At 64.9% G+C, this 24,734-nt stretch carries 25 protein-coding genes; 10 read left to right on the top strand and 15 right to left on the bottom strand.

The genetic code is table 11. The features are described from left to right. Positions 1–32: 32 nt before the first annotated feature. The 6 genes from GEV39_RS22155 to cbiE form a co-directional block, all read right to left on the bottom strand. On the bottom strand, positions 33–422 hold the full coding sequence (locus GEV39_RS22155; RefSeq protein ID WP_054904938.1) for a DUF2946 domain-containing protein: 390 nt from the start codon (positions 420–422) through the stop codon (positions 33–35). 93 nt (positions 423–515) lie between these two features. Continuing rightward, complete coding sequence (locus GEV39_RS22150) at positions 516–1,370, bottom strand: SPFH domain-containing protein (protein ID WP_009683275.1); 855 nt, start codon at positions 1,368–1,370, stop codon at positions 516–518. Between the two features lie 26 nt (positions 1,371–1,396). Then, complete coding sequence (locus GEV39_RS22145) at positions 1,397–1,834, bottom strand: NfeD family protein (protein ID WP_173891228.1); 438 nt, start codon at positions 1,832–1,834, stop codon at positions 1,397–1,399. A gap of 94 nt (positions 1,835–1,928) precedes the next feature. Beyond that, positions 1,929–2,651, bottom strand: a complete 723-nt coding sequence (locus GEV39_RS22140; RefSeq protein ID WP_173891227.1) for a cobalt-precorrin-6A reductase — start codon at positions 2,649–2,651, stop codon at positions 1,929–1,931. Continuing rightward, on the bottom strand, positions 2,648–3,742 hold the full coding sequence (locus GEV39_RS22135; protein WP_173891226.1) for a cobalt-precorrin-5B (C(1))-methyltransferase: 1,095 nt from the start codon (positions 3,740–3,742) through the stop codon (positions 2,648–2,650). The genes GEV39_RS22140 and GEV39_RS22135 overlap by 4 nt, the downstream gene beginning before the upstream one ends. Then, a complete protein-coding gene (gene cbiE, locus GEV39_RS22130; protein WP_173891225.1) occupies positions 3,735–4,946 on the bottom strand; it encodes a precorrin-6y C5,15-methyltransferase (decarboxylating) subunit CbiE in 1,212 nt (403 codons plus the stop codon). The genes GEV39_RS22135 and cbiE overlap by 8 nt, the downstream gene beginning before the upstream one ends. Before the next feature lie 143 nt (positions 4,947–5,089). Here cbiE and cobG point away from each other — a divergent pair, with 143 nt between their 5' ends. The 7 genes from cobG (at position 5,090) to GEV39_RS22095 (ending at position 11,597) form a co-directional block, all read left to right on the top strand. After that, entirely contained in the window at positions 5,090–6,421 is a 1,332-nt protein-coding gene (gene cobG / locus GEV39_RS22125) for a precorrin-3B synthase (protein WP_173891224.1), read from the top strand. After that, on the top strand, positions 6,414–7,040 hold the full coding sequence (locus GEV39_RS22120; protein ID WP_009683269.1) for a precorrin-8X methylmutase: 627 nt from the start codon (positions 6,414–6,416) through the stop codon (positions 7,038–7,040). Before cobG ends, GEV39_RS22120 begins: the two co-directional genes overlap by 8 nt. Beyond that, positions 7,037–7,771 (top strand): precorrin-2 C(20)-methyltransferase, encoded by a 735-nt coding sequence (locus GEV39_RS22115; protein WP_173891223.1) that lies wholly within the window; start codon positions 7,037–7,039, stop codon positions 7,769–7,771. The genes GEV39_RS22120 and GEV39_RS22115 overlap by 4 nt, the downstream gene beginning before the upstream one ends. Then, on the top strand, positions 7,759–9,456 hold the full coding sequence (cobJ, locus tag GEV39_RS22110) for a precorrin-3B C(17)-methyltransferase (RefSeq protein WP_173891222.1): 1,698 nt from the start codon (positions 7,759–7,761) through the stop codon (positions 9,454–9,456). Before GEV39_RS22115 ends, cobJ begins: the two co-directional genes overlap by 13 nt. Positions 9,457–9,548: 92 nt before the next feature. Then, positions 9,549–10,226 carry a hypothetical protein gene (locus tag GEV39_RS22105; protein WP_173891221.1) on the top strand — a complete coding sequence of 226 codons (678 nt, stop codon included), beginning with the start codon at positions 9,549–9,551 and terminating at the stop codon, positions 10,224–10,226. A 61-nt stretch (positions 10,227–10,287) separates the two neighbouring features. Further along, a complete protein-coding gene (locus GEV39_RS22100; RefSeq protein ID WP_173891220.1) occupies positions 10,288–10,977 on the top strand; it encodes a hypothetical protein in 690 nt (229 codons plus the stop codon). Beyond that, positions 10,974–11,597 (top strand): hypothetical protein, encoded by a 624-nt coding sequence (locus tag GEV39_RS22095; RefSeq protein WP_173891219.1) that lies wholly within the window; start codon positions 10,974–10,976, stop codon positions 11,595–11,597. The genes GEV39_RS22100 and GEV39_RS22095 overlap by 4 nt, the downstream gene beginning before the upstream one ends. Here the strand turns inward: GEV39_RS22095 and tspR are convergent. The 9 genes from tspR to GEV39_RS22050 all read right to left on the bottom strand — a co-directional run bounded on the left by tspR (position 11,594) and on the right by GEV39_RS22050 (position 22,913). Further along, entirely contained in the window at positions 11,594–12,190 is a 597-nt protein-coding gene (gene tspR, locus GEV39_RS22090; protein ID WP_009683262.1) for a type III secretion system genes modulator TspR, read from the bottom strand. The two genes, GEV39_RS22095 and tspR, sit on opposite strands and share 4 nt — an antisense overlap. Before the next feature lie 64 nt (positions 12,191–12,254). After that, a complete protein-coding gene (locus GEV39_RS22085; protein WP_173891218.1) occupies positions 12,255–15,026 on the bottom strand; it encodes a hybrid sensor histidine kinase/response regulator in 2,772 nt (923 codons plus the stop codon). Between the two features lie 135 nt (positions 15,027–15,161). After that, positions 15,162–16,457, bottom strand: coding sequence for a phosphoribosylamine--glycine ligase (gene purD, locus GEV39_RS22080; RefSeq protein ID WP_054913305.1), 1,296 nt, complete (start codon positions 16,455–16,457; stop codon positions 15,162–15,164). A 144-nt stretch (positions 16,458–16,601) separates the two neighbouring features. Continuing rightward, on the bottom strand, positions 16,602–18,209 hold the full coding sequence (purH, locus tag GEV39_RS22075) for a bifunctional phosphoribosylaminoimidazolecarboxamide formyltransferase/IMP cyclohydrolase (RefSeq protein ID WP_173891217.1): 1,608 nt from the start codon (positions 18,207–18,209) through the stop codon (positions 16,602–16,604). A gap of 81 nt (positions 18,210–18,290) precedes the next feature. Then, positions 18,291–18,611: a DNA-binding transcriptional regulator Fis gene (fis, locus tag GEV39_RS22070; protein ID WP_003249693.1), complete on the bottom strand. Its 321-nt coding sequence runs from the start codon at positions 18,609–18,611 to the stop codon at positions 18,291–18,293. Beyond that, positions 18,608–19,621 (bottom strand): tRNA dihydrouridine synthase DusB, encoded by a 1,014-nt coding sequence (gene dusB / locus GEV39_RS22065; protein ID WP_173891216.1) that lies wholly within the window; start codon positions 19,619–19,621, stop codon positions 18,608–18,610. The genes fis and dusB overlap by 4 nt, the downstream gene beginning before the upstream one ends. Positions 19,622–19,837: 216 nt before the next feature. Continuing rightward, positions 19,838–21,208, bottom strand: coding sequence for a DUF3426 domain-containing protein (locus GEV39_RS22060; protein ID WP_173891215.1), 1,371 nt, complete (start codon positions 21,206–21,208; stop codon positions 19,838–19,840). Between the two features lie 42 nt (positions 21,209–21,250). Next, entirely contained in the window at positions 21,251–22,129 is an 879-nt protein-coding gene (gene prmA / locus GEV39_RS22055; RefSeq protein ID WP_047150017.1) for a 50S ribosomal protein L11 methyltransferase, read from the bottom strand. A 328-nt stretch (positions 22,130–22,457) separates the two neighbouring features. Continuing rightward, positions 22,458–22,913: a MaoC family dehydratase gene (locus tag GEV39_RS22050; RefSeq protein WP_173891214.1), complete on the bottom strand. Its 456-nt coding sequence runs from the start codon at positions 22,911–22,913 to the stop codon at positions 22,458–22,460. Between the two features lie 142 nt (positions 22,914–23,055). Between GEV39_RS22050 and GEV39_RS22045 the strand changes: the two genes are divergently transcribed. From GEV39_RS22045 to GEV39_RS22035, 3 genes are read left to right on the top strand one after another with little or no spacing between them, the layout of a single operon-like run. Next, a complete protein-coding gene (locus GEV39_RS22045; protein WP_029885805.1) occupies positions 23,056–23,418 on the top strand; it encodes a CidA/LrgA family protein in 363 nt (120 codons plus the stop codon). After that, the gene (locus tag GEV39_RS22040) at positions 23,415–24,131 is read left to right on the top strand and encodes an LrgB family protein (RefSeq protein ID WP_173891213.1); all 717 of its coding nucleotides are present in this window, start codon (positions 23,415–23,417) and stop codon (positions 24,129–24,131) included. The genes GEV39_RS22045 and GEV39_RS22040 overlap by 4 nt, the downstream gene beginning before the upstream one ends. Before the next feature lie 9 nt (positions 24,132–24,140). Beyond that, the gene (locus GEV39_RS22035; RefSeq protein ID WP_173891212.1) at positions 24,141–24,731 is read left to right on the top strand and encodes an LON peptidase substrate-binding domain-containing protein; all 591 of its coding nucleotides are present in this window, start codon (positions 24,141–24,143) and stop codon (positions 24,729–24,731) included. Positions 24,732–24,734 lie beyond the last annotated feature (3 nt).

Here is a 24,734-nt window from a genome sequence, read left to right as displayed (position 1 = left end):
CTGTTTCAGGTTCAGGCAGACAACGACGGAACTCAGGCCAGCGGAGAGGCACGGGGGTTTAACGCAGGCCATAGCTGGCGCGGCGTGGGTTGGTAGTCAGCCGGTGGCGGCAACAGCCCGGCGAACAGTGTAGGCGGGTTGTGCAATTGCGGCGGGTACGCGGGCAGGGCCAGCAGCGGCGCGGCGCCAGAGCAGCACCAGCAGTTCATCAAGGCGGCGCTGTCGTCGCTTTGCGGGCCCAGGTCGATCTTGGCCAGTGCCTGGACATCGACCTTGGCCTTGTTGGCCATGCTGGAACAGAAGGCCCCCCACAGCAGCTGCTCGGCCGGGCCCTTGGGCGCGGCAGAGGACAGCGGCATGGCCAGCAGGTTGAACAGCACTGCAAGGCAGGCTATCCAGGCGATGTGCCGACGTGGGGGCATGGAGAGATCCGGTCAGGAATCGTGGTGGGTATTGTAAGGCCGAGTATACGTAAATACGCGGGGTGCGGTGAAGTGACGCAGCGCGTGGTGCTATCAAGCCTTGCCACGCCCCATCAGCCCACGCACGGTTTCCTGCAGGTCCGCCGGCAACACCACCACCTTGGCGTTGTTGCTCCCGGCCAGGTTTTCCATCGCCCCGACATAGCGCTCACCCAGCAGGTACATGGCCGGCACGGTCTCGTTGCCCACGGCTTCCTTGACCAACGAAATAGCCCGGGCCGAAGCCTCGGCCAGGCTGATTTGCGCCTCGGCGTCCAGCCTGGCGGCTTGCAGGCGCGCTTCGGCTTCCAGGATGGCCGCCTGCTTGGCGCCTTCGGCACGGGTCACATCGGCCTTGCGCTCCCGTTCGGCGGCAGCCTGGCGCTCCATGGCCAGTTGCATGTTTTCCGAGGGCTTGATGTCCTGGATTTCCACCGAACGCACGGTCACGCCCCAGTCTTCGGTCTGCTCGGACATCGCCTCGCGCAGGCGAGCCTTGATCTGCTCGCGGCTGGACAGCGCTTCGTCCAGGTCCATGGCACCGACGATCGCGCGCAGCGAGGTCATGGTCAGGCTGGTGACGGCGAAGGAGAAGTTCTGTACGCCATACGAGGCTTTCTGCGGGTCGACCACCTTGGCGAAGCACAGGGCATTGGCGACGATCACCGCGTTGTCCTTGGTAATGATTTCCTGCTCCTGCACATCGAGGATGATGTCCTTGGTGGGCAGGCGGTAGGCGACCACGTCCATGTACGGGATGACGATGTTCAGGCCGGGCTTGAGGGTGCTGTGGTAGCGGCCCAGGCGCTCGACGATCCATTCCTCGCCCTGGGGCACGATGCGAACCCCCTTGAACACGGTGATCAGAACGAACAGCGCGATGGCGCCAACGACGATGAGGCTGGTCATGATGCAAAATTCCTTTTTGTGCGGTTTCAGGCCCGGATGACGCGGGCGGTATTGCCCTCGATGGCGGTCAGGCGCACCCGCTCGCCGGCGGCGATTTCGCTGTCGGCGATGCAGGTCCATTCTTCATTGCCGAGGATCGGCTTCTGGAAGCGCACGCGGCCCTTGTGGAACTCCGACACCGCGGCGGTCAGCAGGCCCACTTCGCCGATCACGCTGTCGGCGGTCCAGCGCACATCCGGCTGCTTGCGCCGGAACAGCTTGAACCACAGCGCGGTGGTGGCCGATGACAGCACTACCCACAGCAGTACCTGCATGTCCAGGGCCAGGGTGGGCGCGGCCAGGGCAACCAGCGCGACCAGCACGGCACCGATGCCGAACCAGAGGATGAAGAATGTCGGCAGGACCAGTTCCAGCAGGATCAGCCCGATGCCGAACACCAGCCAGATCCACCATTGCATTTCCATATGGGTTGCGCCTTCCAGGGGGAGGTGCTGAGTGTAAGGCAGCAGGGCGCTACTGGGCCACTTGCAGGGCGTACGGAAAAATCCGAAAAAGCTGTCAGTGCAGGCCCAGCGCAGCCAGCAGCGCCAACGGCGTGTCGAATGCACGATCCACCGCTGGCAACGCCGGGCGTTTCAGGACCAGCACTGGCACCCCCAGCTCACGTGCCGCTTCCAGTTTGGGTTCGGTCGCCACGCTGCCGCTGTTCTTGCTGATCAACACGTCTATGTTGCGCCGCTGGAACAATGCCCGTTCATCCTCGAGAATAAACGGCCCGCGCGCACCGATCACTTCACAGCGCTCATTGCCGGGGCAGGCCTCCAGTGCCCGCAAGGTCCAGAACTGCTGTGGCGGAATTTCGTCCAGGTGCTGCAGCGGCTCACGGCCCAGGGTAAACAGCGGCCGGCGAAACGGCTGCAGTGCTGCGATCAAGTGCGCCCAGTCTGCCACTTCGCGCCAGTCATCCCCCTTTTGCGCCTGCCAGGCCGGGCGGCGCAGGGCCCAACAGGGGATGCCGGCGCTGCGTGCGGCCTGGGCGGCATTGCCGCTGATCTGTGCTGCATAGGGGTGGGTGGCGTCGATCAGCAGGGTAATGCCCGACTCGCGCAGGTAGCGCGCCAGGCCTTCGGCGCCACCGAAGCCACCGACCCGCACCTGGCATTGCAGGTCCTGCGGCACACGGCCGATACCGGCCAGGCTGTAGACATGCTGCGGGCCGAGGCGGCGGGCGATGGCCAGGGCCTCGGTGATGCCACCCAGCAGCAGGATACGGGCGGTCATGCCACGCCAGCCTTGCCGACAATGCCGCCCTGGCGGTCGATGGCGAACACTTCCACCTGCACTGCCGCCGGCACCACGCTGCGGGCAAAGGCCAGGGCATGGGCGCACACCGCATCACCCAGCGCGATACCGGCCGCATGCGCCAGCGCGAGAGCCTGCTGGCTGGTATTGGCGTCGATGATCGCGGCTTGCAGGGCTGTGTCAGCACCGATCGCGGCTGCCCAGCCGGCCAGCTGCGGCAGGTCGATGCTGGAATGGCGGCTGTGCAGGTCCATGTGCCCGGCAGCCAGCTTGCTGATCTTGCCAAAGCCGCCGCACAAGGTCAGGCGCGGCACCGGCACCTTGCGCAGGTGCTTGAGCACCGCGCCGACGAAGTCGCCCATTTCGATCAGGGCGATTTCCGGCAGGCCGTAGACACGGCGCATGGTGTCCTCACTGGCGTTGCCGGTGCAGGCGGCGATGTGGGTGTAGCCGTTGGTGTGGGCCACGTCGATGCCCTGGTGGATCGACGCGATATAGGCGGCGCAGGAGAAGGGCCGCACGATACCGCTGGTGCCGAGGATCGACAGGCCGCCGAGGATGCCCAGGCGCGGATTCATGGTCTTGAGCGCCAACTGTTCACCCCCCTGCACGTTGACCGTGACCTCGAAGCCGCCAGGGTGGCCACACTCATCGGCCAGGCGCTGCAGGTGCTCGCTGATCATGCGCCGGGGCACCGGGTTGATGGCAGGTTCACCGACCGCCAGCACCAGCCCCGGCCGGGTCACGGTGCCGACGCCGCTGCCAGCGACGAAGCGCACGCCCGGTTCACCCAGCAGGCGCACCTGACTGTACAGCAGCGCACCATGGGTCACGTCGGGATCATCGCCGGCATCCTTGACGGTCCCGGCTTCGGCGCATTCGCCCACCAGGCGACAGAATTCCAGGCGCATCTGCACCACCTTGCCTTTGGGCAGGGTGATAGCCACGGCGTCGTCACGCTGCCCGGTGAGCAACAGCTTGGCTGCCGCCAGGCTGGTGGCGGTGGCGCAACTGCCAGTGGTCAGGCCGCTGCGCAGTGGGGCGGGCTGTTCGCGGGTTTCTTCACGCATCGACGGGTTTCTGCACTTCCAGCAGGGTGATCGGTAGCGCCTGGCGCCAGGTGTCGAACGCGCCCAGCGGTTGGGCATGGGCGACATGCACGCGGGTCAGTTCGCCACCGTGCTGTTGGCGAAAATGCGCCAAGGCCAGTTCGCTTTGCAGGGTCACCGCATTGGCCACCAGGCGCCCGCCAGGGCGCAGGCTGGCCCAGCACAGGTCGAGCACCCCTTCGCGGGTGACGCCGCCGCCGATGAAAATGGCATCGGGCGGCTCAAGCCCATGCAACGCTGCCGGCGCCTTGCCGCGAACCAGCTGCAGGCCGGGAACACCCAGCGCATCGCGGTTATGTTCGATGAAACCCTGGCGGCCTTCGTCGGCCTCGATGGCCATGGCGCGGCAGGCCGGGTGGGCGCGCATCCATTCGATACCGATCGAGCCGCAGCCAGCACCCACGTCCCACAGCAGCTCGCCTGGCTGCGGCGCCAGGCGCGCGAGGGTCATGGCGCGGACATCGCGCTTGGTCAGCTGGCCGTCGTGGCGAAAGGCGCTGTCGGGCAGCCCGGCAAGGCGATGGTGACGGGGGGCGTCGGGCGCGGCCTGGCAGTCGATGGCCACCAGGTTGAGCGCAGCGATATCGGTGTGCGGCCAGTCCTGGGCAGTGCCGGCCAGCGTGCGTTCGGCTTCGCCACCGAGGTGCTCGAACACCTGCAGGCGGCTGGGCCCGAAGCCACGTTCGCAGAGCAGCGCAGCGATGGCCGCCGGGCTGTCGCCATCGTTGCTCAGCACCAGCAGGCGCAGGCCGCTGTGCAGGTGGGCGTTGAGGGCAGCCAGCGGCCGCGCCACCAGTGACACCACGTGCAGGTCTTGCACTGGCCAGCCCAGGCGGGCCGCTGCCAGGGCGCAGGAAGAGGGCATCGACAGCACGCGCATTTCGGCCGCGGGCACCAGGCGCGCCAGGCTGGCCCCGACGCCGTAGAACATGGGGTCGCCGCTGGCCAGCACGCACACCGGCTCGCCACGCAGGGCCAGTACCGGGTTCAGCGAGAATGGGCTGGGCCAGGGCAGTTGTTCAGCGCGCGTGCAGTGCGGCAGCAGGGCCAGCTGGCGGGGGCTGCCGACGATCTTCGTGGCGCCCAGCAGGGCGCGCCGGGCTTGTTTGCCCAAGCCAGGGAAGCCGTCTTCGCCGATGCCTACTACTGTCAGCCAGGGTGTCATTCATACCTCTTAAAGATTCTGGGGCGCACAGCGCCCCAAAATTTCTGCTCAAACCCGAATGATGCTCGACCACCGGCTTTTCATGCCGCCGACCAAAGCAGGCATAATACCGCGCCTTCTACACTCAAGCGCACTTTCACAGATTGCCGGATACTCCATTGACCCAGGCCGATGCCCCCGCTGTTACCCCACGTCCCTCGGCTTGCCCGGGGTTGTGGCGCATCGTCAGTGCCCGCGATGGCGGAATCTGCCGGATCAAACTACCGGGCGGCCTGCTGCTGGCCGACCAGGCCGATGCGGTAGCGGCCGCTGCCGAGCGTTTCGCCGGCGGCGTGATCGAGGCCACCAACCGCGGCAACCTGCAAATCCGCGGTATCGGCAATGCACACCACGCCTTGGTCGAGACCTTGCTCGCGGCAGGCCTGGGCCCGCGCGATGCGGCAGGCGACGATGTGCGCAACCTGATGCTCAGCCCGCTGGCCGGGCATGATCCGGCCATGCTGCTGGACGCCCGGCCCCTGGCCAGGCAGATTCTCGACCTGCTCGAAAGCACTCCGCGCTTCCACCAGTTGTCGGCCAAGTTCGCCGTGCAGCTCGATGCCGGCGAAGCCCTGGCCATGCTCGAACACCCTCACGACCTGTGGTTGTCGGCCTTGCGCCTGGGCCAGCAAACCTGGCTGGCTTTCGGCCTGGCGGGTTGCCCGGCAGATGGCCAAGTGCTGGGTGCGGTTCCGCTGGCCGATGGCCTGGCCCTGGTGCGTGCCGTGCTCGACCGTTTCCTCGACCTGGCCAGCCTCGCGCATTCGCGCATGCGCCAGCTGCTGGAAGCCTGCCCGGCCGGCGAGTTTGTCGAAGGCCTGCCTCTGGATATCCGCCGCGACGCTGCCGTGCTCGGCTGGCGCCGGCACCAGCCTGCTCCCGTGTGGTTGGGCAAGCTGCCTCAGGCCCGCGGCCTGGCCCTTGGCGTTGCCCCGGCGCAGGGCCGCCTGACCCCGGCCATGCTGCGCGGCGTCGCCCAGGTCTGCCGTGAGCTGGGCGACGGCAGCCTGCGCCTGAGCCCATGGCAAAGCCTGGTGCTGACCAACCTGCCGGCGCAGCACATCGAGCAGGCCCAGGCCGGGTTGTCTGCCCTGGGCCTGCTTTGCCACGTCGATGAGCCGCTGGCGCGTATCAGCGCCTGCACCGGCAGCAGCGGCTGCGCCAAGGCCCTGGGCGAGACCAAGGGCGATGCCGTGGCCCTGGCCGCGCTGCTCGGCCCTGGCGCCCCGGGCAGCGTGCACTTGTCTGGCTGCCCCCGTTCCTGCGCCGTGGCCCACGTTGCCCCGGCCACCCTGTTGGCCCGTTCACCGGGCCGTTATGACCTGTACCTGCGTGACGCGTGCCAGCCAGGCTTTGGCGCCCTGCGCGGCACCGACCTTACCTTGAATGAAGCAGGCGCCATGCTCGACCTGCCGACGGAGCACCTTGATGATTGACTACATCCGCGATGGTCAGGAGATCTATCGCAATTCCTTCCGGATCATCCGCGAGGAAGCCCGGCTCGAGCGGATCCCCGCAGACCTCGAAAAGCTCGCCGTGCGGGTGATCCACGCCTGTGGCATGGTCGAAGCCATCGATGGCCTGCAGTTCTCTGCAGGCGCTGGCCATGCCGGGCGCGAAGCGCTGCGCAACGGCGCACCGATCCTGTGCGATGCGCACATGGTCGCCGAGGGCATCACCCGGGCCCGCCTGCCAGCCGACAACCAGGTCATCTGCACCCTGCGTGACCCCAGCGTGCCTGGCCTGGCCAAAGAGGCCGGCAACACCCGCTCGGCCGTGGCCCTGGAATTGTGGCGCCCGCACCTGGAGGGCAGCGTGGTGGTCATCGGCAATGCCCCCACCGCCCTGTTCTACCTGCTGGAAATGCTCGACGCCGGCGCGCCCAAGCCGGCGCTGATCCTCGGCTTCCCGGTTGGCTTCGTCGGTGCTGCCGAGTCCAAGGCGATGCTCGCTGCCGACAGCCGCGGCGTGCCGTTCGTGATCATGCAAGGCCGCCTGGGCGGCAGCGCAATGGCCGCTGCCGCGGTCAACGCCCTGGCCACGGAGGTGGAATGATGGCGTCGCGTGGACGACTGCTGGGCCTGGGCGTAGGCCCCGGCGACCCCGAGCTGATCACCGTCAAGGCCCTGCGCCTGCTGCGCGAGGCACCGGTGGTCGGCTACTTCGTGGCCAAGGGCAAGCGTGGCAATGCCTTCGGCATCATCGAGGCGCACCTGCAGCCTGCCCAGACCCTGCTGCCGCTGGTCTACCCGGTGACCACCGAAGCCCTGCCGGCGCCTTTGTCCTATGAACAGGTCATCAGCGATTTCTACGACGAAGCCAGCGTGCAAGTGGCCGAGCACCTGGATGCCGGCCGGGACGTGGCAGTGATCTGCGAAGGCGACCCGTTTTTCTACGGCTCGTACATGTACCTGCACGACCGCCTGGCGCAGCGTTATGAGGCCGAGGTGGTTCCTGGGGTGTGCTCCATGCTGGGGGGCGCGTCGGTGCTGGGCGCGCCCTTGGTGTACCGCAACCAGAGTTTGTCCGTGCTGTCCGGGGTGTTGCCGGCCGAAGAGCTCAAGCGCCGCCTGGGCGACGCCGATGCGGCGGTGATCATGAAGCTTGGCCGCAACTTCCCCAAGGTCCGCGACGTGCTGGCCGAGCTTGGCCTGGACGGGCGCGCGCTGTACGTGGAGCGGGCGACCATGGCCAACCAGAAAATCGTGCCGCTGGACCAGGTCGACCCGCTGTCGTCGCCGTACTTTTCGCTGATTATCGTGCCGGGGGAAAAATGGCAGGGCTGACCATGAACCCGGCACCGGCCATCGTCATTCTCGGGCCGGGCAGTCTGTTGACGGCACAGCGCATCCAGCAGTGTTATCCACAGGCCTTGATCCATGGCCTGGAGGGCCGCGTGGAGGGCGCCGACTGCTACTACAGTGCCTTTGGCGACACCCTGCGGGCGCTGTACCAGCAAGCCACCCCGATCATTGCGCTGTGTGCAGCCGGTATCGTCATTCGCAGCCTGGCGCCCCTGCTCAGCGAGAAGGGCAGCGAACCGCCGGTGCTGGCCGTGGCCGAAGATGGCAGTGCGGTGGTGCCATTGCTCGGTGGCCTGGGCGGGGTGAACGTGATGGCGCGGGAAATCGGCGCGGCGCTGGGTGTTGCCGCCGCCATCACGACCAGCGGCGAACTGCGTTTCGGCACCTGCCTGCTGAACCCGCCGCAAGGCTATGCCCTGGCCGATGTCGAGCAAGGCAAGCGCTTTGTTTCCGACCTGCTGGCTGGCGAGTCGGTGCGGGTCGAAGGGCATGCGCCCTGGTTGCAGCAGGCGCAATTGCCCGCCAGCGAGGTGGCCCGGCGCACCATTCATGTGGGGCACCTGGCGCGCCCGGCCAGCCGCGACGAGTTGCTGATCCACCCGCGCTCGGTGGTCGTGGGGGTTGCAGGCGGCGCGCTGCACAGTATCCGTGCTGCCTTGCAGCAGGCCGGCATCGCCGAGCCAGCTGTGGCCTGTGTGTTGGCGGGCGAGCACGCCATGGCCGACACCACCTTGCACGAAGCGGCGCAGGCTTTGGGTATTGCCCTGCGCTTCGCGGCCCAGCCAGGCGATGTTCCCAGCATGCTGGCGGCGGCATTGCCCGATGCCCAACTGATCGGGCAGGGCGAGGTGGTCATCGCAGTGGCACCCGCCCCGGTCGAGGTGGAGCGGCTGGGCCGCCGTCGCGGCCGTCTGGCCGTTATCGGCCTGGGGCCGGGCGCTGCCGAGCTGATGGTGCCAGCGGTCAAGGCGGAATTGGCCCGGGCGCAGGACGTGCTTGGCTATGAAACCTATGTGCGCATGGCCGGGCCGTTCCGTAGCGACCAGGTGCTGCACTGCACCGACAACCGCGAAGAGATGCAACGCGCCAGGCATGCCTTCGAGCTGGCGGCCCAAGGCCGTTCGGTGGTGGTGGTGTCGTCGGGCGACCCGGGGGTGTTCGCCATGGCGGCGGCAGTGCTCGAAGCGCTGCACGCGTCGACCGACCCGGCGTGGCACCGGGTCGACCTGGAGATCCTGCCGGGGGTCTCCGCCTCGCTGGCGACCGCTGCCCAGGCAGGTGCACCGCTGGGCCATGACTTCTGCGTGATGTCGCTGTCGGACAACCTCAAACCCTGGTCGATCATCGAGAAGCGCCTGGACCTGGCCGCCCAGGCTGACCTGGTATTGGCATTCTACAACCCGATTTCCCGCTCGAGGCCGCATCAGCTCGGCGTGGCGCTCGAGGTGGTTCGGCGGCACCGTGCTGGCAACACGCCTGTAGTCCTGGGGCGTGATATCGGTAGGCCGGGGCAGACGCTCAAGGTAGTCACATTGGCCGAGCTGCTGCCAGAAATGGTCGACATGCGCACCATGGTGCTGGTGGGCTCCTCCACAACCTGCGTGTTTCCTCGCCTCACGGGCGGGGTGTGGGCCTACACGCCACGTTGGTACCCTTCGGCCAGCTAGCTGCCGCGGAAACCCTTCAGCGCGCTGTCTTGCGAGCGCGCTGGCTAAGGTGGCTGCCCCTGATTCAGGGGTAACCACCAAGGAGTTTCCCAATGTCTGAAACACAAGCCACTACCCGCGACGCCGCCGTCCTGGTCGAAGGCAACCTGCTTGCCTGTGGCGCGGGTATGTCCGTGCAAAGCCGCCATGACTGCAAGAATGCATACCACTTTGCCACCTTGGTGGCGGACAAAGCCTTCGATGCCGAAAAGCAAAGCAGGGAGTGGTATGACAAGCTCATCGATGTGATGCGTAACCTGGGCTTCACCATCCCCAAGCGCAGCTTCGAGCAGGAAACATCGGCTGAGCTGTCGGTCACCGTCGGCGCCATTGCTGTGCGCGCGATTGCCGTTGCCGGCAACGCAATGTTGGGCGGCACCCAACTGGGCAGTCTGGCCAAAAAGGCCTTCGACAAGATGGCCACCGTCGAGAGCGACGCCAAAGTGCTCGACCACAAACGCAAGAACAAGACCCGGGGCATGGTCGGCCTGGCTGCGTGCATCGAGACGGAACAAGGTGATGTGGTCATGGTGATCAGCTGTATCCAGGCGTCTGCCCCGCAGCTGGACGACGACGTGCTGGGCATCCAGTGGAAGCTGAACAAGAGCCGCTACTACGCCGGTACGGCGGTGCTCACCCTCAACAACTTCGTCTACGACAAAGTGCGCGAAACCGTGGAAAACAAACTGGGCGTGCGCAGCGTCGAGAACGTTCTGCAGTACGACATCTGATTGCCTGGCGGCATTTCGCCGATGCCGCCTTTTCGACTCTCCTTGAAATGAGGCAACACACATGGATAAAGCATCCGAGCAACTGATGCTGATCGGTGGCACGGCGTTGGTTTACCCGCAGAGGGCGGGCGAAATACTGCGCCAGGCCGCTTTCGACTCGATACTGTACGCCCAGTTGGTGGCCAACAAGCACGCCGGGTCGCGTTTCGAGCAGTATGACGCCTGGTACGCGGCCAACCGCGAGGCATTTCGCCAATTGGGCTGGATCAAGCTGGCCAGCACCCACGACCTCAAACAGCTGGGGCAACCCGTTCGGTGCGCCCAGCCCCAGCCGCTGGAAGCCTGGTTGAAAATGCGCGCGATCAGCCCCGAAGCCCTGCTGACCACGGTAAAGGCAGGCCTGCGCCGCTCTGCCCAGGCTGTAGGCCATTTGCTGAAGTTCAGCGCCCAGGAGCAGGGCCAGCGCTCCAGCCTGGTAGTGGAGGTGGGGCTGCTGAAGGCCGGGCCAACCCTCGATCTTTGCAGCATCACGCTGCAGGTCGACGAGCGTATTTCTGCCGTGCCCGTGAATGTGCTGCTGAGCGAGCAGGTACTCAGGGGCGAAGCCGAGTTCGATGGTATTTCCCTGGCACTGGATAACGGGCGCTTTGAGCACCAGCGCACTGCACTGCAGGCGCTGATGGAGGACAGGAATGCCCAAGGTGAATACCGCTTCGACCCTTATGCGCCAGTAGTGGAGGCAATACCATGACGGACGTTGCTCCTGCGGTAATTGGTGCCGGTATCGTGTCGTTCTTGCCAGGAATGGACGCAGCCCAGGCGAGCAAGGTGAAGCTGGCCCTGGCGATGGCCGAGCGGGCCACGCAAACAGCCCACAGTGAGGGCTTGATCGAGAACTGGTTCGACTACTACCGCAACCAGCTCAAGTACATGGGTTGGGACTCGGTTTCTGCCGAGCAGGCGCATTGGCCCGACCCGCGCCGTGCCAAACAGACCGATCAGGTTCTGGAAACCATCGCTGCCAAGGCGGGGGAGCGCTTTGCAACGACAACCGGGCTCTCCATCCGGAAACTGCTGAGGCAGCCCTCGGTGCTGCGTGAGCTGGAACGGTGCGCATACGAGCGCGAGCATTTCCAGTTACTGCCCTGTGCGCCCGCCGGTGCTGGCCGGGTCGACATGGTGCTTTACCATGAGGTCGACAGCCACGCGGCATTCAAGGCCGGCTTCCTCAGCCACAAGCGCAGCCACAAGGTGGTGCGGGCGGAACTGGTGCGGTTCAATGTGCTGGCGTTCGAGAACAGCTTCCTGGGCAAAGTGCAGGAGCGGGTGGTGCAAGCCTCATTGAACCGTATTCTGGAATACGGCCTTTAAGGTGCCAGGTAGCCTTTGATGCCGGTGAAGATGATCTGTGCAGCCAGGGCGCAGACGAACAGGCCCATCAGCCGGCTGACGATCTGCAAGCCCTGGTCACCGAGCAGGCGCTCGATGCGGTGCGATAGGTACAGCACCACACCCACGGTGAAGCTGGCCAAGGCAATGCCGATAATTGCCAGCAATTTGTCGCCCCAGTGCGGTTGGCTGACGCCCATTACCAGCAGGGCGCCGATGGTGCCAGGCCCGACGGTCAACGGGATGGTCAGCGGCACGATGGTGACGTCCTGTTGCACGTTGTCGGCCTGCACCGCGGACTTGCCTTGGGCCATGCCCAGCGCAGAAATGAACAGCACACTGCCCGCGCCGATCCGGAAGGCATCGGCGGTGATGCCGAAAATGCCGAAGATCGCCCGGCCGAACAGGTACAGCAGCACGCTGGCGATGAGCGCGGCAAAAGCCACCTTCCAGGCCAGTTGCTTGCGTTCTTTGCTGGAGTGGCCACGGGTCAAGCTGATGAAGCACGACAGCACGAAGAACGGGCTGTAGAGCACGAGCATTTTCAGGTAGACGCTGAACAACTCATGGAGCATGAGCGCGGGTCCTTGGCAAAGTCGGTTGGAGTGGGCTGGGCTGTGGTGGGCCTGCGTCGGCAGGTCAGGAAATGTGCGCCGGGTCTGTCGCGGCTTCGCGCTGGCTGGCCCAGTACTGAATCAGTTCGCGCAGTTGCGACAACTCCACCGGCTTGGCCATGTGCCCGTCCATGCCGGCCAGCCGCGCGCGCTCCTTGTGCTCGGCAAGAATATGCGCCGTCAGCGCCACCACCGGGGTGCGCTGGCGGTTGTTGGCGGCTTCCCAGGCGCGCAGCTGCCGGGTGGCCGAGAAACCATCCAGCACAGGCATTTCACAGTCCATCAAGACCAGGTCGTAATGCCTTTCTTTCATGGCCTGCAGGGCTTCCTCACCATTGCTGGCGGTGTCGGGTTGCAGGTTCAGCTTGCCGAGCATGCCGCGTATCACCTTGGTCGAAATGCTGTTGTCCTCGGCCACCAGTACGCGGAAATCTGCCGGCAGGTCCAATGCCTGCGGGACCCCAGGTGGGCTGGCGGGTAGCGCCTGCTCGCGGCCGCGCTGAGCCAGCTCCTCGGCGAGGGTGGTTTTCAGGGTATAACCGGCGACCGGCTTGGCGAGTATCCGTTTGACCCCGGCGTTGCGCGCGATGACTTTGCTGGGCGCGTTGCTGATACCGGTGAGCATGACCACCAGAATGTCGTGGTTCAGGCTGGGGTCTTCCTTGATCTTGGCGGCCAGCTGCATGCCGGTCATGCCGGGCATGTTCTGGTCCAGCAGCACGGCGTCGAAGTAGTCGCGCAGGTGCGCCTTGGTGCGCAACAGGGCCAGGGCCTCCTTGCCTGACGGCACCGCGCTGACATTCATGCCCCAGGCACTGCATTGCTGCACCAGCACTTTGCGGCAGGTATCGTTGTCGTCCACTACCAGCACCCGCGCATCGCGCAGCGGGCCTTCGAGGTCGGCCAGGGGCTGTTCCAGGCGCGAAGGGTCCAGCGGCAGGGTCAGCCAGAGGGTATTGCCCATGCCGGTGCTGCTCTTGATGCCGAATTCACCTTGCATCAGGCCGATCAGCTGCTTGGCGATGACCAGCCCCAGGTGGCCGCCCAGCTTGCTGCTGGAAAGGAAATGGTGGCTGTGCAGTTCGGCCTGCAGCAGGGCCTCGCGGTCTGCGGCCGGCAGCGGCTCGCCACTGTCCTGCACGGCAATGCGCAGGCGTGGCACCTCACCCCGCTGATCCAGGGCCACCACCAGCAGGATCTCGCCTTGGTCGGTGTTTTTCAGTGCGTTTTCCAGCAGGCTGGACAACGCCTGGCGCAGCCGCGTGGGGTCACCGCTGATGACCCGCGGCACCTGGGGCTGGGTAAAGCTGATCAGCTCGATGTTCTGCTGTTCGGCCTTGGCGCGGAATATGTTCAGGCAGTCCTCGATCAGCGCGTTGAGGTCGAACTGCACATCATCCAGCTCGATCTGCCGGGACTCGAGCTTGGAAATGTCGAGTATCTCGTTGATCAGGGTCAGCAGTTCGTTGCCCGCGCTGTGGATGGTCTGCACGTAGTCGCGCTGCTTGACCGACAACGGCGTGCCGAGCAACAGCTCGGTCATGCCCAGCACCCCGTTCATCGGGGTGCGGATTTCGTGGCTGATCTTGGCCAGGAACTCGGCCTTGGCGTTGATTTCGGCATCGCTGGCAGCCAGTGCCCGGCTGACGCTGAAGCGCTCTTCACTCATGCGCCGCAGGCGCTCGCTAACCGCCAGGTTGAGCAGCAGGCCGCTGGCCACGGCCAGGCCCAGCAAAATGCTCAGTAGCCAGGGCGTGGAAGTGCGGGTAAAGCCCAGCAGGGCCGGCAACAGCACCAGGCCACCCAGGTTGAACAGCACCATCGCCAGGCAGAACAGCCGGGCGGGGGCATAGCCCTTGTACCACTGGTAGCTGCTGACCAGCAGCATGCTCACGGTGCCCAGCGCCATCAGGGCATAGGTCATCAGGTTGAGGGGCAGGGTATCGACGAACAGCAGCACCAGGCCACTGAGCCCAACCAGCAGCATTTCGCCTTGCAGCAAGCGGTTCAGCCGGGGCGAATTGCACGGCGAGAAGAAGTGCTGGGTGAAATACAACCCGGCCAGCCCCGCCAGTACCAGGGTCAGGTAGGCCGCGGGCGTTTGTGCGCTGTGCCAGACATGCCACCACGGGCCGCTGAGGTTCAGCAAGATAAGGCCACTGAGCAGCATCAGGCCGTGATACAGCGCCAGCACCAGGGAAGTGCTGGAGCGGCTGTAGAAGAAGCGGATCAGGTTGTGCAGGATCAGCATCACCAAACCGCCGAACAGCATGCCGAACAGCAGCGGCTGGCGCTGATCGGCGGCGGCCTGGGCGGCGGGCTCCAGGCTGATGGCCGGGCGCAGCTGGTGTTCGGACACCAGGCGCAGGTAGATGTCCACCGGTTGCTTGCTGTTGGGCAGGGGGAGTACATGGTCGCTGCCGCGCAGGGTGGGGCTGGCATTGCCGGCCTGACGCCCGTGGTGCAACTGACGCAGAAGTTGGTCGCCTTCGAGGGCGTAGAGGTCCAGGCCAGACAGGTCCGGGGCGAAAACCCGCAGCAACTGTTCCTGGTCGCCCGGCCCCAGGCGGTAATGCAGCCACAGGGCTTGTTCTGCCGGTGCGGCATCCAGTTCGGCAAGGATCAGCGGGCTGAACTGGTTACGGTAGCGCTCGGAACGCACGTCGCTCAGTTGCAGGTTGGCCTGTTCATCGAGCAGCACCGACCAGCCTCCGCCATGATCGGCCGCAGCCGGGAACATGCAGAGCAAGGTCAGCAAGCTGACGATAAGAGCTGAGGCAATCCGAAGCCGACGCACTACGAAATCCCTTCTTGGCCGATGTGCCGGGTATCAACTATGCGCGGCGCACCAAGCCGAAGGCAAGGCCCATGGCGGGCCTTGTCGACGAGCCGGGCGCCGGGTGCACAGGCCACCGCGGCGTGCCGGTAGTGGTTACTGCTGGTGTTCACCGCGCTCACGGGCAATGGCCCGGTAGCCGATGTCGGTACGGTAGAAGCTGCCGTTCCAGCTGACTTCCTTGGCCAGGCGATAAGCCTGCTGCTGCGCGTCGGCAACGGTGCTGCCCATGGCGGTGGCACACAGCACGCGGCCGCCGTTGGTGACCACCTGGCCATCCTTGAGCGACGTACCGGCATGGAACACCTTGCCTTCGATCTGCGCTGCAGCGTCCAGGCCGTTGATCACGTCGCCCTTGGCGTAGTCGCCCGGGTAACCGCCAGCGGCCAGTACCACGCCCAGGCTCGGGCGTGGATCCCACTGGGCTTCGACCTTGTCTAGCGCCTTGGCGAAGGCCGCTTCTACCAGCAGCACCAGGCTCGATTCCAGGCGCAGCATGACTGGCTGGGTTTCCGGGTCACCGAAGCGGCAGTTGAACTCGATGACCTTGGGGTTGCCCGCCTTGTCGATCATCAGGCCGGCATACAGGAAGCCGGTGTAGACGTTGCCTTCCTCTGCCATGCCGCGCACGGTTGGCCAGATCACCTGGTCCATCACGCGCTGGTGCACGTCGGCGGTAACCACCGGGGCAGGGGAGTAGGCACCCATGCCGCCGGTATTGGGGCCCGTGTCCTGGTCACCGACGCGTTTGTGATCCTGGCTGGTTGCCATCGGCAGTACGTTGTGGCCATCGACCATGACGATGAAGCTGGCTTCTTCGCCGTCGAGGAACTCCTCGATCACCACACGCGAACCGGCGTCACCGAATGCGTTGCCAGCCAGCATGTCACGCACGGCGGCTTCGGCTTCTTCCAGGGTCATGGCCACGATCACGCCTTTGCCCGCGGCCAGGCCGTCGGCCTTGATCACGATCGGCGCGCCTTTTTCCTGCAGGTAGGCCAGCGCCGGCTCGATCTCGGTGAAGTTCTGGTAGTCGGCGGTCGGGATCTTGTGGCGTGCCAGGAAGTCCTTGGTGAAGGCCTTGGAGCCTTCCAGCTGGGCCGCGCCCTTGGTGGGGCCGAAGCAGTCCAGGCCGCGGCTGCGGAACAGGTCGACCACGCCGATGACCAGCGGCGCTTCCGGGCCGACGATGGTCAGGTCGACGTTCTTCTCGGCGAAGTCGGCCAGTTGCTCCAGGGCGCACACATCGATGGCAACGTTTTCGCATTTGGCTTCTATGGCTGTGCCGGCGTTGCCTGGGGCAACGAAGACTTTTTCTACGCGGGGGTCCTGGGCGACTTTCCAGGCCAGGGCGTGCTCACGGCCGCCGCTGCCGATGATCAAAACTTTCATGTCAAAACCTCGATTCAGGTGACCCCGAGGCGGGTGGGGAACGCTGTGGGAGCGGGGGGCCCGCGAATGCGGCGGTGAATTCACCATCGTATTCGCGGGCGCGCCCGCTCCTACAGGATCGCCGCTTGCCCGGGATCCGCGTAATTAGTGGCGGAAGTGACGCATACCGGTGAATACCATCGCGATGCCAGCTTCGTCAGCCGCGGCGATGACTTCTGCATCACGCATCGAACCACCCGGCTGGATCACGGCGCTGATACCCACTTTGGCGGCATTGTCGATGCCGTCACGGAACGGGAAGAACGCATCCGAGGCCATGACCGCGCCCTGTACCTGCAGGCCGGCATGCTCGGCCTTGATGGCGGCGATGCGGGCAGAGTTCACGCGGCTCATCTGGCCAGCGCCCACGCCGATGGTCTGGCGCTGCTTGGCGTAGACAATGGCGTTGGACTTGACGAACTTGGCCACTTTCCAGGCGAATACCAGGTCGTGGACTTCCTGCTCGGTTGGCGCACGTTTGGTAACGATCTTCAGGTCATCGGCAGTGATCATGCCGATATCACGGCTTTGCACCAGCAGGCCGCCGTTGACGCGCTTGAAGTCCCAGCCGGCAGCGCGCTCGGCTGGCCACTCGCCGCATTCCAGCAGGCGCACGTTCTGCTTGGCAGCCACTACGTCGCGCGCCGCCTGGGAAATTTTCGGGGCAATGATCACTTCGACGAACTGGCGCTCGACGATGGCCTTGGCGGTTTCGCCGTCCAGTTCACGGTTGAAGGCGATGATGCCGCCGAACGCCGACTCGGTGTCGGTGGCATAGGCCAGGTCGTAGGCCTTGCGGATGCCGCCTTCGTCTTCCGGCACCACGGCCACGCCACACGGGTTGGCGTGCTTGACGATGACGCAGGCTGGCTTGACGAAGCTCTTCACGCACTCCAGCGCGGCGTCGGTGTCGGCCACGTTGTTGAACGACAGCTCCTTGCCTTGCAGCTGCACGGCGGTGGAGATGCTGGCTTCGCCCTTCTTGGCTTCTACGTAGAACGCCGCGCTCTGGTGCGGGTTCTCGCCGTAGCGCATTTCCTGGGCCTTGACGAACTGGCTGTTGAAGGTGCGGGGGAATTCGCTGCGTGCAGCCGTCGACAGCGTCTGCTGAGCCTGGTCGATGGTGCCCATGTAGTTGGCGATCATGCCATCGTAGGCGGCGGTGTGCTCGAACGCCTTGAGCATGAGGTCGAAGCGCTGGGCGTAGGTCAGGCCACCGGCCTTGAGGCCTTCGACGATGCCGGCGTAGTCGCTGGCGTTGACCACGATGGCCACGTCCTTGTGGTTCTTGGCTGCCGAACGGACCATGGTCGGGCCGCCGATGTCGATGTTCTCGATGGCGGTCGGCAGGTCACAGCCAGGCTTGGAAATGGTGGCTTCGAACGGGTACAGGTTGACTGCAACCAGATCGATCGGCTTGATGCCGTGCTCGCTCATGATGGCGTCGTCGGTACCGCGACGACCGAGGATGCCGCCGTGGATTTTCGGGTGCAGGGTCTTGACCCGGCCGTCCATCATTTCGGCAAAGCCGGTGTAGTCAGCCACTTCCACCGCGTCAACGCCGTTGTCCTTGAGCAGCTTGTAGGTGCCGCCGGTGGACAGGATCTCGACACCGAGCTGTTGCAGCTCACGGGCGAATTCGAGGATACCGGTCTTGTCGGAGACGCTGATCAGGGCGCGGCGGACTGGCAGGCGGGTAGTCTGGTCGGTCATTTCGGGTTCCAATAACGCGGTGGAGTCAGCAAAAAAGGCGCCTCTGTTCAGGGAGCCGCCTTTTCTGATTGGGATTCTGTGTTACAGCAAGTCGTACTGCTTGAGCTTCTTGCGCAGCGTGCCTCGGTTCAGCCCGAGCATCTCGCTGGCCTTGGTCTGGTTGCCCTTCACGTAGTTCATGACGCTTTCGAGCAGGGGGGCCTCCACTTCGGAGAGCACCAGGTTGTAGACGTCCGTGACGGTCGCGCCTTCCAGATGGGCGAAGTAATTGTGCAGCGCCTTCTCGACGCTGTCGCGAAGGGTCTGGCCCTCTTCGCTCGGCGTGTTCAGGTGCTGTTTCAGGTTGGCGTTGTCGCTCACGGGCGTTGTTCCACTCACAAAATTCTCGGTCATCATCGTCATGCGGCCACCCCTTGTCCGTCCTCTGTCTCAAGGCTCTGTCGACGCTCGCTGAAAAACGCGCGAACGTTGGCGCACTGCGCTTGTGTGTCTTCCAAAGCGTTGAACCGGGAGCGAAACTCCTTGCCGCCGGGTCGTGTTGCCAGGTACCAGCCAACGTGCTTGCGGGCGATACGTACGCCCAACACATCGCCATAGAAGGCATGCAGCGCGGCCAGGTGTTGCAGCAGAATGTGTTCCACTTCGTCCAACTGCGGCGCCGGCAGGTGTTCGCCGGTGCGCAGGTAATGCTCGATCTCGCGAAAGATCCATGGCCGCCCCTGGGCAGCCCGGCCAATCAGCAGGCCATCGACCCCGGTGGCGTCCAGCACCGCTCGGGCCTTTTCTGGCGACGTGATGTCGCCGTTGGCAAAAACCGGGATCGACACCGCCTGCTTGATGGCAGCGATGGTGTCGTATTCGGCTTCGCCGGTGTACAGGTCGGCGCGTGTGCGGCCATGTACCGCCAGCGCCTGGATACCGGCCTGCTCGGCGATTTTCGCCACGTTCAGGCCGTTCTTGTTCGCCCGGTCCCAACCGGTGCGGATCTTCAGGGTCACCGGAACGTCCACGGCGCCGACCACGGCGTGGAGAATCTCGTTGACCAAGGCTTCATCCTTCAATAAAGCAGAGCCTGCAGCTTTGTTGCAGACTTTTTTTGCCGGGCAGCCCATGTTGATATCGATGATCTGGGCGCCTGCCTCGACATTGGCCCGTGCTGCCGCTGCCATCATCTGCGCATCACCGCCGGCGATCTGCACCGAGCGCGGCTCGGGATCACCCTCATGGATGCGGCGCAGGCTCGACTTGCGGCTGTTCCACAGGTTCATGTCGCTGCTGACCATTTCCGACACGACCATGCCTGCGCCCAAGCGCTGGCAAAGTGTACGGAAAGGCTGGTCCGTGACCCCGGCCATGGGCGCGAGGATCAGGTTGTTGCGTAGCGTGTATTGGCCGATGCGTACCGCCGACATAGGTGATCCCTGTTGTGGGGCCGAATCTTGGAGTTCGAAAAAGGGTTGGCATGATACCCGCTCTCGGTGACCGGATAAAGATGGAACTGGATAAAATCTGAACAACCGGGGCTGGCGACAAGCGACAAGTTGCAAGCCACAAGACAAGCAAGCCGACAGCCGGCCTGCTTCGTCTTGTAGCTTGAAGCTTGAAGCTTGAAGCTTGCCGCTTGTCGCTTATTCCGGCGAGCGGAAGCTCAGGCTGTAATTGACCGCCTTCGGGCCGGGGTCGAGGATGTCCAGGGCAATATGGATCGGCGTCTGGCTGGGCATTTCGCCACGCCCCGCCAACTCACCGGACAGGTATTCGCTGGGCTTGAAGCGGCGGCTGGCGATCAGCTGGCCATTGAGGTCGGCGAAGCGCAGTTCGAGCAACGGGAATGGCTGGGCAAATGGCGCACGGTTGTAGATGATCGCATCAACGATGAGCGCGCCTTTGAAATCCGGGTGGCTGCGCACCACCAGGTTGCTGCTCTTGATCCGGCCAATGTCGACACGGGTGGGCACTTGGCAGCCGACCAGCGGGCACAGCTGCAGGAACATGGGCCGATACTGGTCCTGGCGGGCCATTTCGTCGAAGTGGAACCATACGTACTGGAAGGCCAGCAGGCCGGCGGCCAGCAAAGACAGCACGCCCCACAGGATCCGCTTGCCCCAGTTGGGCGCAGGCTTTTCCCAGCCCAGTTGCAGGGGGTCGTCGACCACGTCGACCAGCGGCTCCTTGCGCGATGCGCGCTCGGGCTTGCCGGCAAGGCCGGGTTCCAGGCGCTCACCGGGCAGCGGTGCGCCAAGCTCGTCGTCCCGCGCCGACAGCTGCAGTGGCAGCGGTTCATCGTCGTGGGCGCTAAGGCCTTTTTCCGGGATGTCGTCATCGTCAGTGTGCAGCGGTTCGCCGAGTGTTTCAGGCTCACCGGTTTCGCCAGTGCGCTGCACCGGCGGCTGGTCGTCGAAGTCCAGGTCGAAAGTGCTGCCCAGTACCGGTTCGGTGCGCTCGCCAGGGGCAGGCTGCAGGTCTGGCGCCTGTGGCTCCGGCGTCAGCAGCACTGGCGCAGGCTGTGCCTGCTGTGGCGGTTCGAGGGGGTCATCGGTTGCCGTGCCGAACAGGTCGTCCACAGGCTCGTCGGCATGCCCCTCATCGCGCCGCGCTTGCAACCCGTCATCCTGCCGGGCGGCGCGCGCCTGGGCCGGCCCCCCACGCCGCTCAAGGCGCTCCAGCTCTTTGTCGAGGTCAAGGGCATCGAGCGCCTCGGCGGTGACGGCCCAGTCCTCCCCCGGCGCAGGGCGGGGCGCACTGCTGACCGCCTCGGGCGGGGCAGGCGTTGCCGCCTCGGCGTCGGGCAGCGCTGGCGCCGCCGGGGCAGCAGGCGCGGCCGCCGGCGCTGGCGGGGCGCTGGCAGCGCGGTTCTGCTCCAGCAACTGCTTGGCGGCGTTGAACACCTGCAGGCAATGGCCGCACCGCACCACGCCGCGCGCTACGCTTAGCTGGTGGTGGGTGACGCGAAAGCTGGTCTGGCAATGCGGGCACTGGGTGACGAAACTGTCGGTCATGCGGCAATCCGGGAGCTGTGCAGAAAAGTATTCTAGGCCCGCTTAGCGGCGCCGACCACTGATGCGCACCCAGCCGTCGCGCACGACGATCGGGTCCAGGTCGAAGTCGGCGGCATAGGCTGCGGCCACTTCCTCGCCCTGTTCGGCAAGGATGCCCGACAGCGCCAGCAGGCCACCTGGGCGGACCAGCCCGGACAGCTGCGGGGCCAGCGATACCAGCGGGCCGGCAAGGATGTTGGCGACCAGCACGTCGGCCTGCATCGCCGGCATGTGCTCTGGCAGGTACAGGGCCAGTTTCTCGTCGGCGATGCCATTGCGCTGGGCGTTGTCGCGGGAAGCCTCGATGGCTTGCACGTCGATGTCGGTACCCACTGCCTCACGGGCGCCGAGCAGCAGGGCGGCGATGGCCAGAATGCCCGAGCCGCAACCGAAGTCCAGCACCTGGGTGCCTTCGAGCTGCTGGCCATCGAGCCATTCCAGGCACAGGGCGGTGGTGGGGTGGGTGCCGGTGCCGAAGGCCAGGCCCGGGTCGAGCAGCAGGTTGACCGCGTCTTTCTCGGGGGCGTCATGCCAGCTGGGCACGATCCACAGGCGGCGGCCAAAGCGCATGGGCTGGAAGTTGTCCATCCAGCTGCGTTCCCAGTCCTGGTCCTCGATCACTTCGGCCTGGTGCTCGGGCAGTTCGGCGCCGGTCAGCAGGCGCAGGTGGGCGAACACCTGCTCAGCATCGGTATCGGCTTCGAACAAGGCCAGCAGGTGGGTGTGCGACCACAGCGGGGTGGTGTTGAGGTCGGGTTCGAAGATCGGCTGGTCTTCGGCGTCCATGAACGTGACAGAAACGGCGCCTACTTCAAGCAGGGCGTCTTCGTAGGTTTCGGCTTGTTCCGGGCTGATGGCCAGGCGTACTTGCAGCCAGGGCATGGCGGGCACCTTTGGTAAATCGACGGGGGCAGCCCTAGGCTGCGCGAAGGCTGGCAGTTTACGCGAGTGCGCAGGGTTTGTAGAGAAGGCCTGGCACGGGCCTTGTGGGTGCAACTGGCTTGTATTGCCTGGGCTGGCCTCTTTGCCGGCAAGCCAGCTCCCACAGGCACTGCACAGGGCTTGAGGCGGATACGGTCGAGGTGGGAGCGGCCTTGTGTCGCGATAGGGCTGCGCAGCAGCCCCAGGATCTCAACGTCATGCAACCATTGCCGGGGCCGCTTTGCGGCCCAATCGCGACACAAGGCCGCTCCCACAGGGGCGCGGTGCATCAGACAAAGCAGAGCGAAAGCGACTCAGCAATATAAGCAGGCTTCGCTTCACCCTCGATTTCCAGCGTGGCAATCGCCTTGAGCAGCCACTGCCCCGGTCTTTTTTCGCTCACCTCGGCCAGGTCCACTTTCAGCCGCACCTGGCTGTTCACCTTGACCGGCTGGATGAAACGCACGCTGTCCAGCCCATAGTTCACCACCATCTTCATGCCTTGCGGCAGTACCAGGATGTCTTCGATCAGCTTGGGGATCAGCGAAAGGGTCAGAAAGCCATGGGCAATCGTGCTGCCAAACGGGGTTTGCGCTGCCTTTTCCGGGTCGACATGGATGAACTGGAAATCGCCGGTGGCTTCGGCGAACAGGTTGATGCGCTGCTGGTCGATCTTCAGCCAGGCCGAGCGGCCCAGTTCCTTACCAACGTATTGCGAAAGCTCTGTAACCGGTACATAGGGCATCGCGGACTCTCCAGGTTGTCAGTTGGTACGAAAGTGCAAGATCAGCACGCTCGGCCATTGCAGTCAAGTTGTCCGCTTTTCGGCGAATATCGATCTATAGCGCAGCGTGCTTATAATGACGCCATGCTCAAGGGAGATGCTTATGCTGTTGCGTGGTTTGACCTGGCTGGTGCTGTTCCAGCTGTTGGGAACGGCGATCAACCACCTGTTGCTGCCGGTTTTGCCGGGCCCGATCATCGGCCTGTTGCTGCTGTTGGGCTTCCTCATGGCCCGCGGCGAGGTTGGCAAACCACTGAATGAAGCGGCCAGCAGCCTGCTGCGCTACCTGCCGCTGTTGCTGGTGCCGCCGGCAGTGGGGGTGATGGTCTATGCCCGGGATATCGCTGCCGACTTCTGGGCGATTGTCGGCGCCCTGCTGATTTCCTGCCTGCTGACCCTGGTTTTCGTCGGGGTGCTGATGCAGAAGTTGATCCAGCGCCAGAGCAAGCGCGAGGAGCAGCCATGATGCTTGACTGGCAAGGCGCCCTGGATGCGGTCGTGCACCATCCTTTGTTCGGCATCGGTATCACCCTGGCGGCCTACCAACTGGTGCTCGCTGGCTACGACAAGACGCGCTGGATCTTCCTGCAGCCGGTGCTGGTGTCGATGCTGCTGGTGATCGGCGTGCTGCTGGCGTGCGGCATCGACTACAGCGAATACCGCAACAGCACGCAAATCATGAATACCTTGCTGGGCCCGGCCACCGTGGCCCTGGCGGTGCCTTTGTACCTCAACCTGCGGCGCATCCGGCAGTTGTTCTGGCCCATCTTTACTACGCTGGTAGTCGGGGGGCTGTTTGCCACCCTGTGTTGCTTGCTGCTCGGCTGGTGGTTCGGTGCCGAGCACATGATCCTGATGACCATGGCGCCCAAGTCGGTCACCTCGCCGATTGCCATGCTGGTGGCCGAACAGATTGGCGGGGTCGCTGCCCTGGCAGCGGTGTTCGTGCTGATTACCGGGGTAATCGGCGCCATCTTCGGCCCGGCGCTGCTCAGCCGTGTTGGCGTGCACAGCCCGGAAGCCCGCGGCATGTCGCTGGGGGTGACGGCGCACGCGGTGGGCACTTCGGTGGCCCTGCAGGAAAGTGACGAATGCGGCGCCTTTGCCGCGCTTGCAATGAGCCTGATGGGCGTAGCCACGGCGGTGTTTCTGCCGTTGGCGGTGAGCCTGGTGGCCTGAGGACTGGTGATGACGCTACCGCTGTTTCCGCTCAATACCGTGCTGTTTCCTGGCTGCTTTCTCGACTTGCAGATTTTTGAAGCGCGCTACCTCGACATGATCGGGCGCTGCATGAAGCAGGGCGAAGGGTTTGGCGTGGTGTGCATCCTGGAGGGCGAGCAGGTGGGCAAGGCGCCGCCGACGGTCGCCTCGATCGGCTGCGAGGCGCTGATCCGCGATTTCGTGCAGCAGGACAACGGTTTGCTGGGCATTCGCGTCGAAGGCGCGCGGCGCTTCAACCTGGACAGCACCGAGGTGCAAAAGGACCAGTTGCTGGTAGGGCAGGTGCAGTGGCTGGCCGAGCAGGCCGACTGCCCGTTGCTCGAAGCGGACGATGACCTGGTGGCGCTGCTGGTGGCCTTGGGTGAACATCCGATGGTCGAGGCGCTGGACATGCCGCGCCCGCTGGACGGGCGCCAGGCGCTGGCCAACCAGCTGGCGTACCTGCTGCCGTTCATGGAAGAAGACAAGCTGGACTTGCTGAGCCTTGACACGCCGCAGCAGCGGCTGGGCGAGATCCAGAAATTGCTGGAGCGGATTCAGGGCGAGCTGTTTGCCTGAGGT

The organism is Pseudomonas sp. NY5710, assembly GCF_013305665.1.
GTDB lineage: Bacteria > Pseudomonadota > Gammaproteobacteria > Pseudomonadales > Pseudomonadaceae > Aquipseudomonas > Aquipseudomonas juntendi.
Note: the sequence above shows the minus strand (reverse complement) of the source record. Positions and strands in the feature narration are given on the sequence as shown.

What these genes read in the sequence shown, in the direction of transcription:
- GEV39_RS22155 (WP_054904938.1), bottom strand. Translation starts at nt 422, where the DNA reads ATGCCCCCACGTCGGCACATCGCCTGGATAGCCTGCCTTGCAGTGCTG.
- GEV39_RS22150 (WP_009683275.1), bottom strand. Translation starts at nt 1,370, where the DNA reads ATGACCAGCCTCATCGTCGTTGGCGCCATCGCGCTGTTCGTTCTGATC.
- GEV39_RS22145 (WP_173891228.1), bottom strand. Translation starts at nt 1,834, where the DNA reads ATGGAAATGCAATGGTGGATCTGGCTGGTGTTCGGCATCGGGCTGATC.
- GEV39_RS22140 (WP_173891227.1), bottom strand. Translation starts at nt 2,651, where the DNA reads ATGACCGCCCGTATCCTGCTGCTGGGTGGCATCACCGAGGCCCTGGCC.
- GEV39_RS22135 (WP_173891226.1), bottom strand. Translation starts at nt 3,742, where the DNA reads ATGCGTGAAGAAACCCGCGAACAGCCCGCCCCACTGCGCAGCGGCCTG.
- cbiE (WP_173891225.1), bottom strand. Translation starts at nt 4,946, where the DNA reads ATGACACCCTGGCTGACAGTAGTAGGCATCGGCGAAGACGGCTTCCCT.
- GEV39_RS22120 (WP_009683269.1), top strand. Translation starts at nt 6,414, where the DNA reads ATGATTGACTACATCCGCGATGGTCAGGAGATCTATCGCAATTCCTTC.
- GEV39_RS22115 (WP_173891223.1), top strand. Translation starts at nt 7,037, where the DNA reads ATGATGGCGTCGCGTGGACGACTGCTGGGCCTGGGCGTAGGCCCCGGC.
- cobJ (WP_173891222.1), top strand. Translation starts at nt 7,759, where the DNA reads ATGGCAGGGCTGACCATGAACCCGGCACCGGCCATCGTCATTCTCGGG.
- GEV39_RS22105 (WP_173891221.1), top strand. Translation starts at nt 9,549, where the DNA reads ATGTCTGAAACACAAGCCACTACCCGCGACGCCGCCGTCCTGGTCGAA.
- GEV39_RS22100 (WP_173891220.1), top strand. Translation starts at nt 10,288, where the DNA reads ATGGATAAAGCATCCGAGCAACTGATGCTGATCGGTGGCACGGCGTTG.
- GEV39_RS22095 (WP_173891219.1), top strand. Translation starts at nt 10,974, where the DNA reads ATGACGGACGTTGCTCCTGCGGTAATTGGTGCCGGTATCGTGTCGTTC.
- tspR (WP_009683262.1), bottom strand. Translation starts at nt 12,190, where the DNA reads ATGCTCCATGAGTTGTTCAGCGTCTACCTGAAAATGCTCGTGCTCTAC.
- purD (WP_054913305.1), bottom strand. Translation starts at nt 16,457, where the DNA reads ATGAAAGTTTTGATCATCGGCAGCGGCGGCCGTGAGCACGCCCTGGCC.
- purH (WP_173891217.1), bottom strand. Translation starts at nt 18,209, where the DNA reads ATGACCGACCAGACTACCCGCCTGCCAGTCCGCCGCGCCCTGATCAGC.
- fis (WP_003249693.1), bottom strand. Translation starts at nt 18,611, where the DNA reads ATGACGATGATGACCGAGAATTTTGTGAGTGGAACAACGCCCGTGAGC.
- dusB (WP_173891216.1), bottom strand. Translation starts at nt 19,621, where the DNA reads ATGTCGGCGGTACGCATCGGCCAATACACGCTACGCAACAACCTGATC.
- GEV39_RS22060 (WP_173891215.1), bottom strand. Translation starts at nt 21,208, where the DNA reads ATGACCGACAGTTTCGTCACCCAGTGCCCGCATTGCCAGACCAGCTTT.
- prmA (WP_047150017.1), bottom strand. Translation starts at nt 22,129, where the DNA reads ATGCCCTGGCTGCAAGTACGCCTGGCCATCAGCCCGGAACAAGCCGAA.
- GEV39_RS22050 (WP_173891214.1), bottom strand. Translation starts at nt 22,913, where the DNA reads ATGCCCTATGTACCGGTTACAGAGCTTTCGCAATACGTTGGTAAGGAA.
- GEV39_RS22045 (WP_029885805.1), top strand. Translation starts at nt 23,056, where the DNA reads ATGCTGTTGCGTGGTTTGACCTGGCTGGTGCTGTTCCAGCTGTTGGGA.
- GEV39_RS22040 (WP_173891213.1), top strand. Translation starts at nt 23,415, where the DNA reads ATGATGCTTGACTGGCAAGGCGCCCTGGATGCGGTCGTGCACCATCCT.
- GEV39_RS22035 (WP_173891212.1), top strand. Translation starts at nt 24,141, where the DNA reads ATGACGCTACCGCTGTTTCCGCTCAATACCGTGCTGTTTCCTGGCTGC.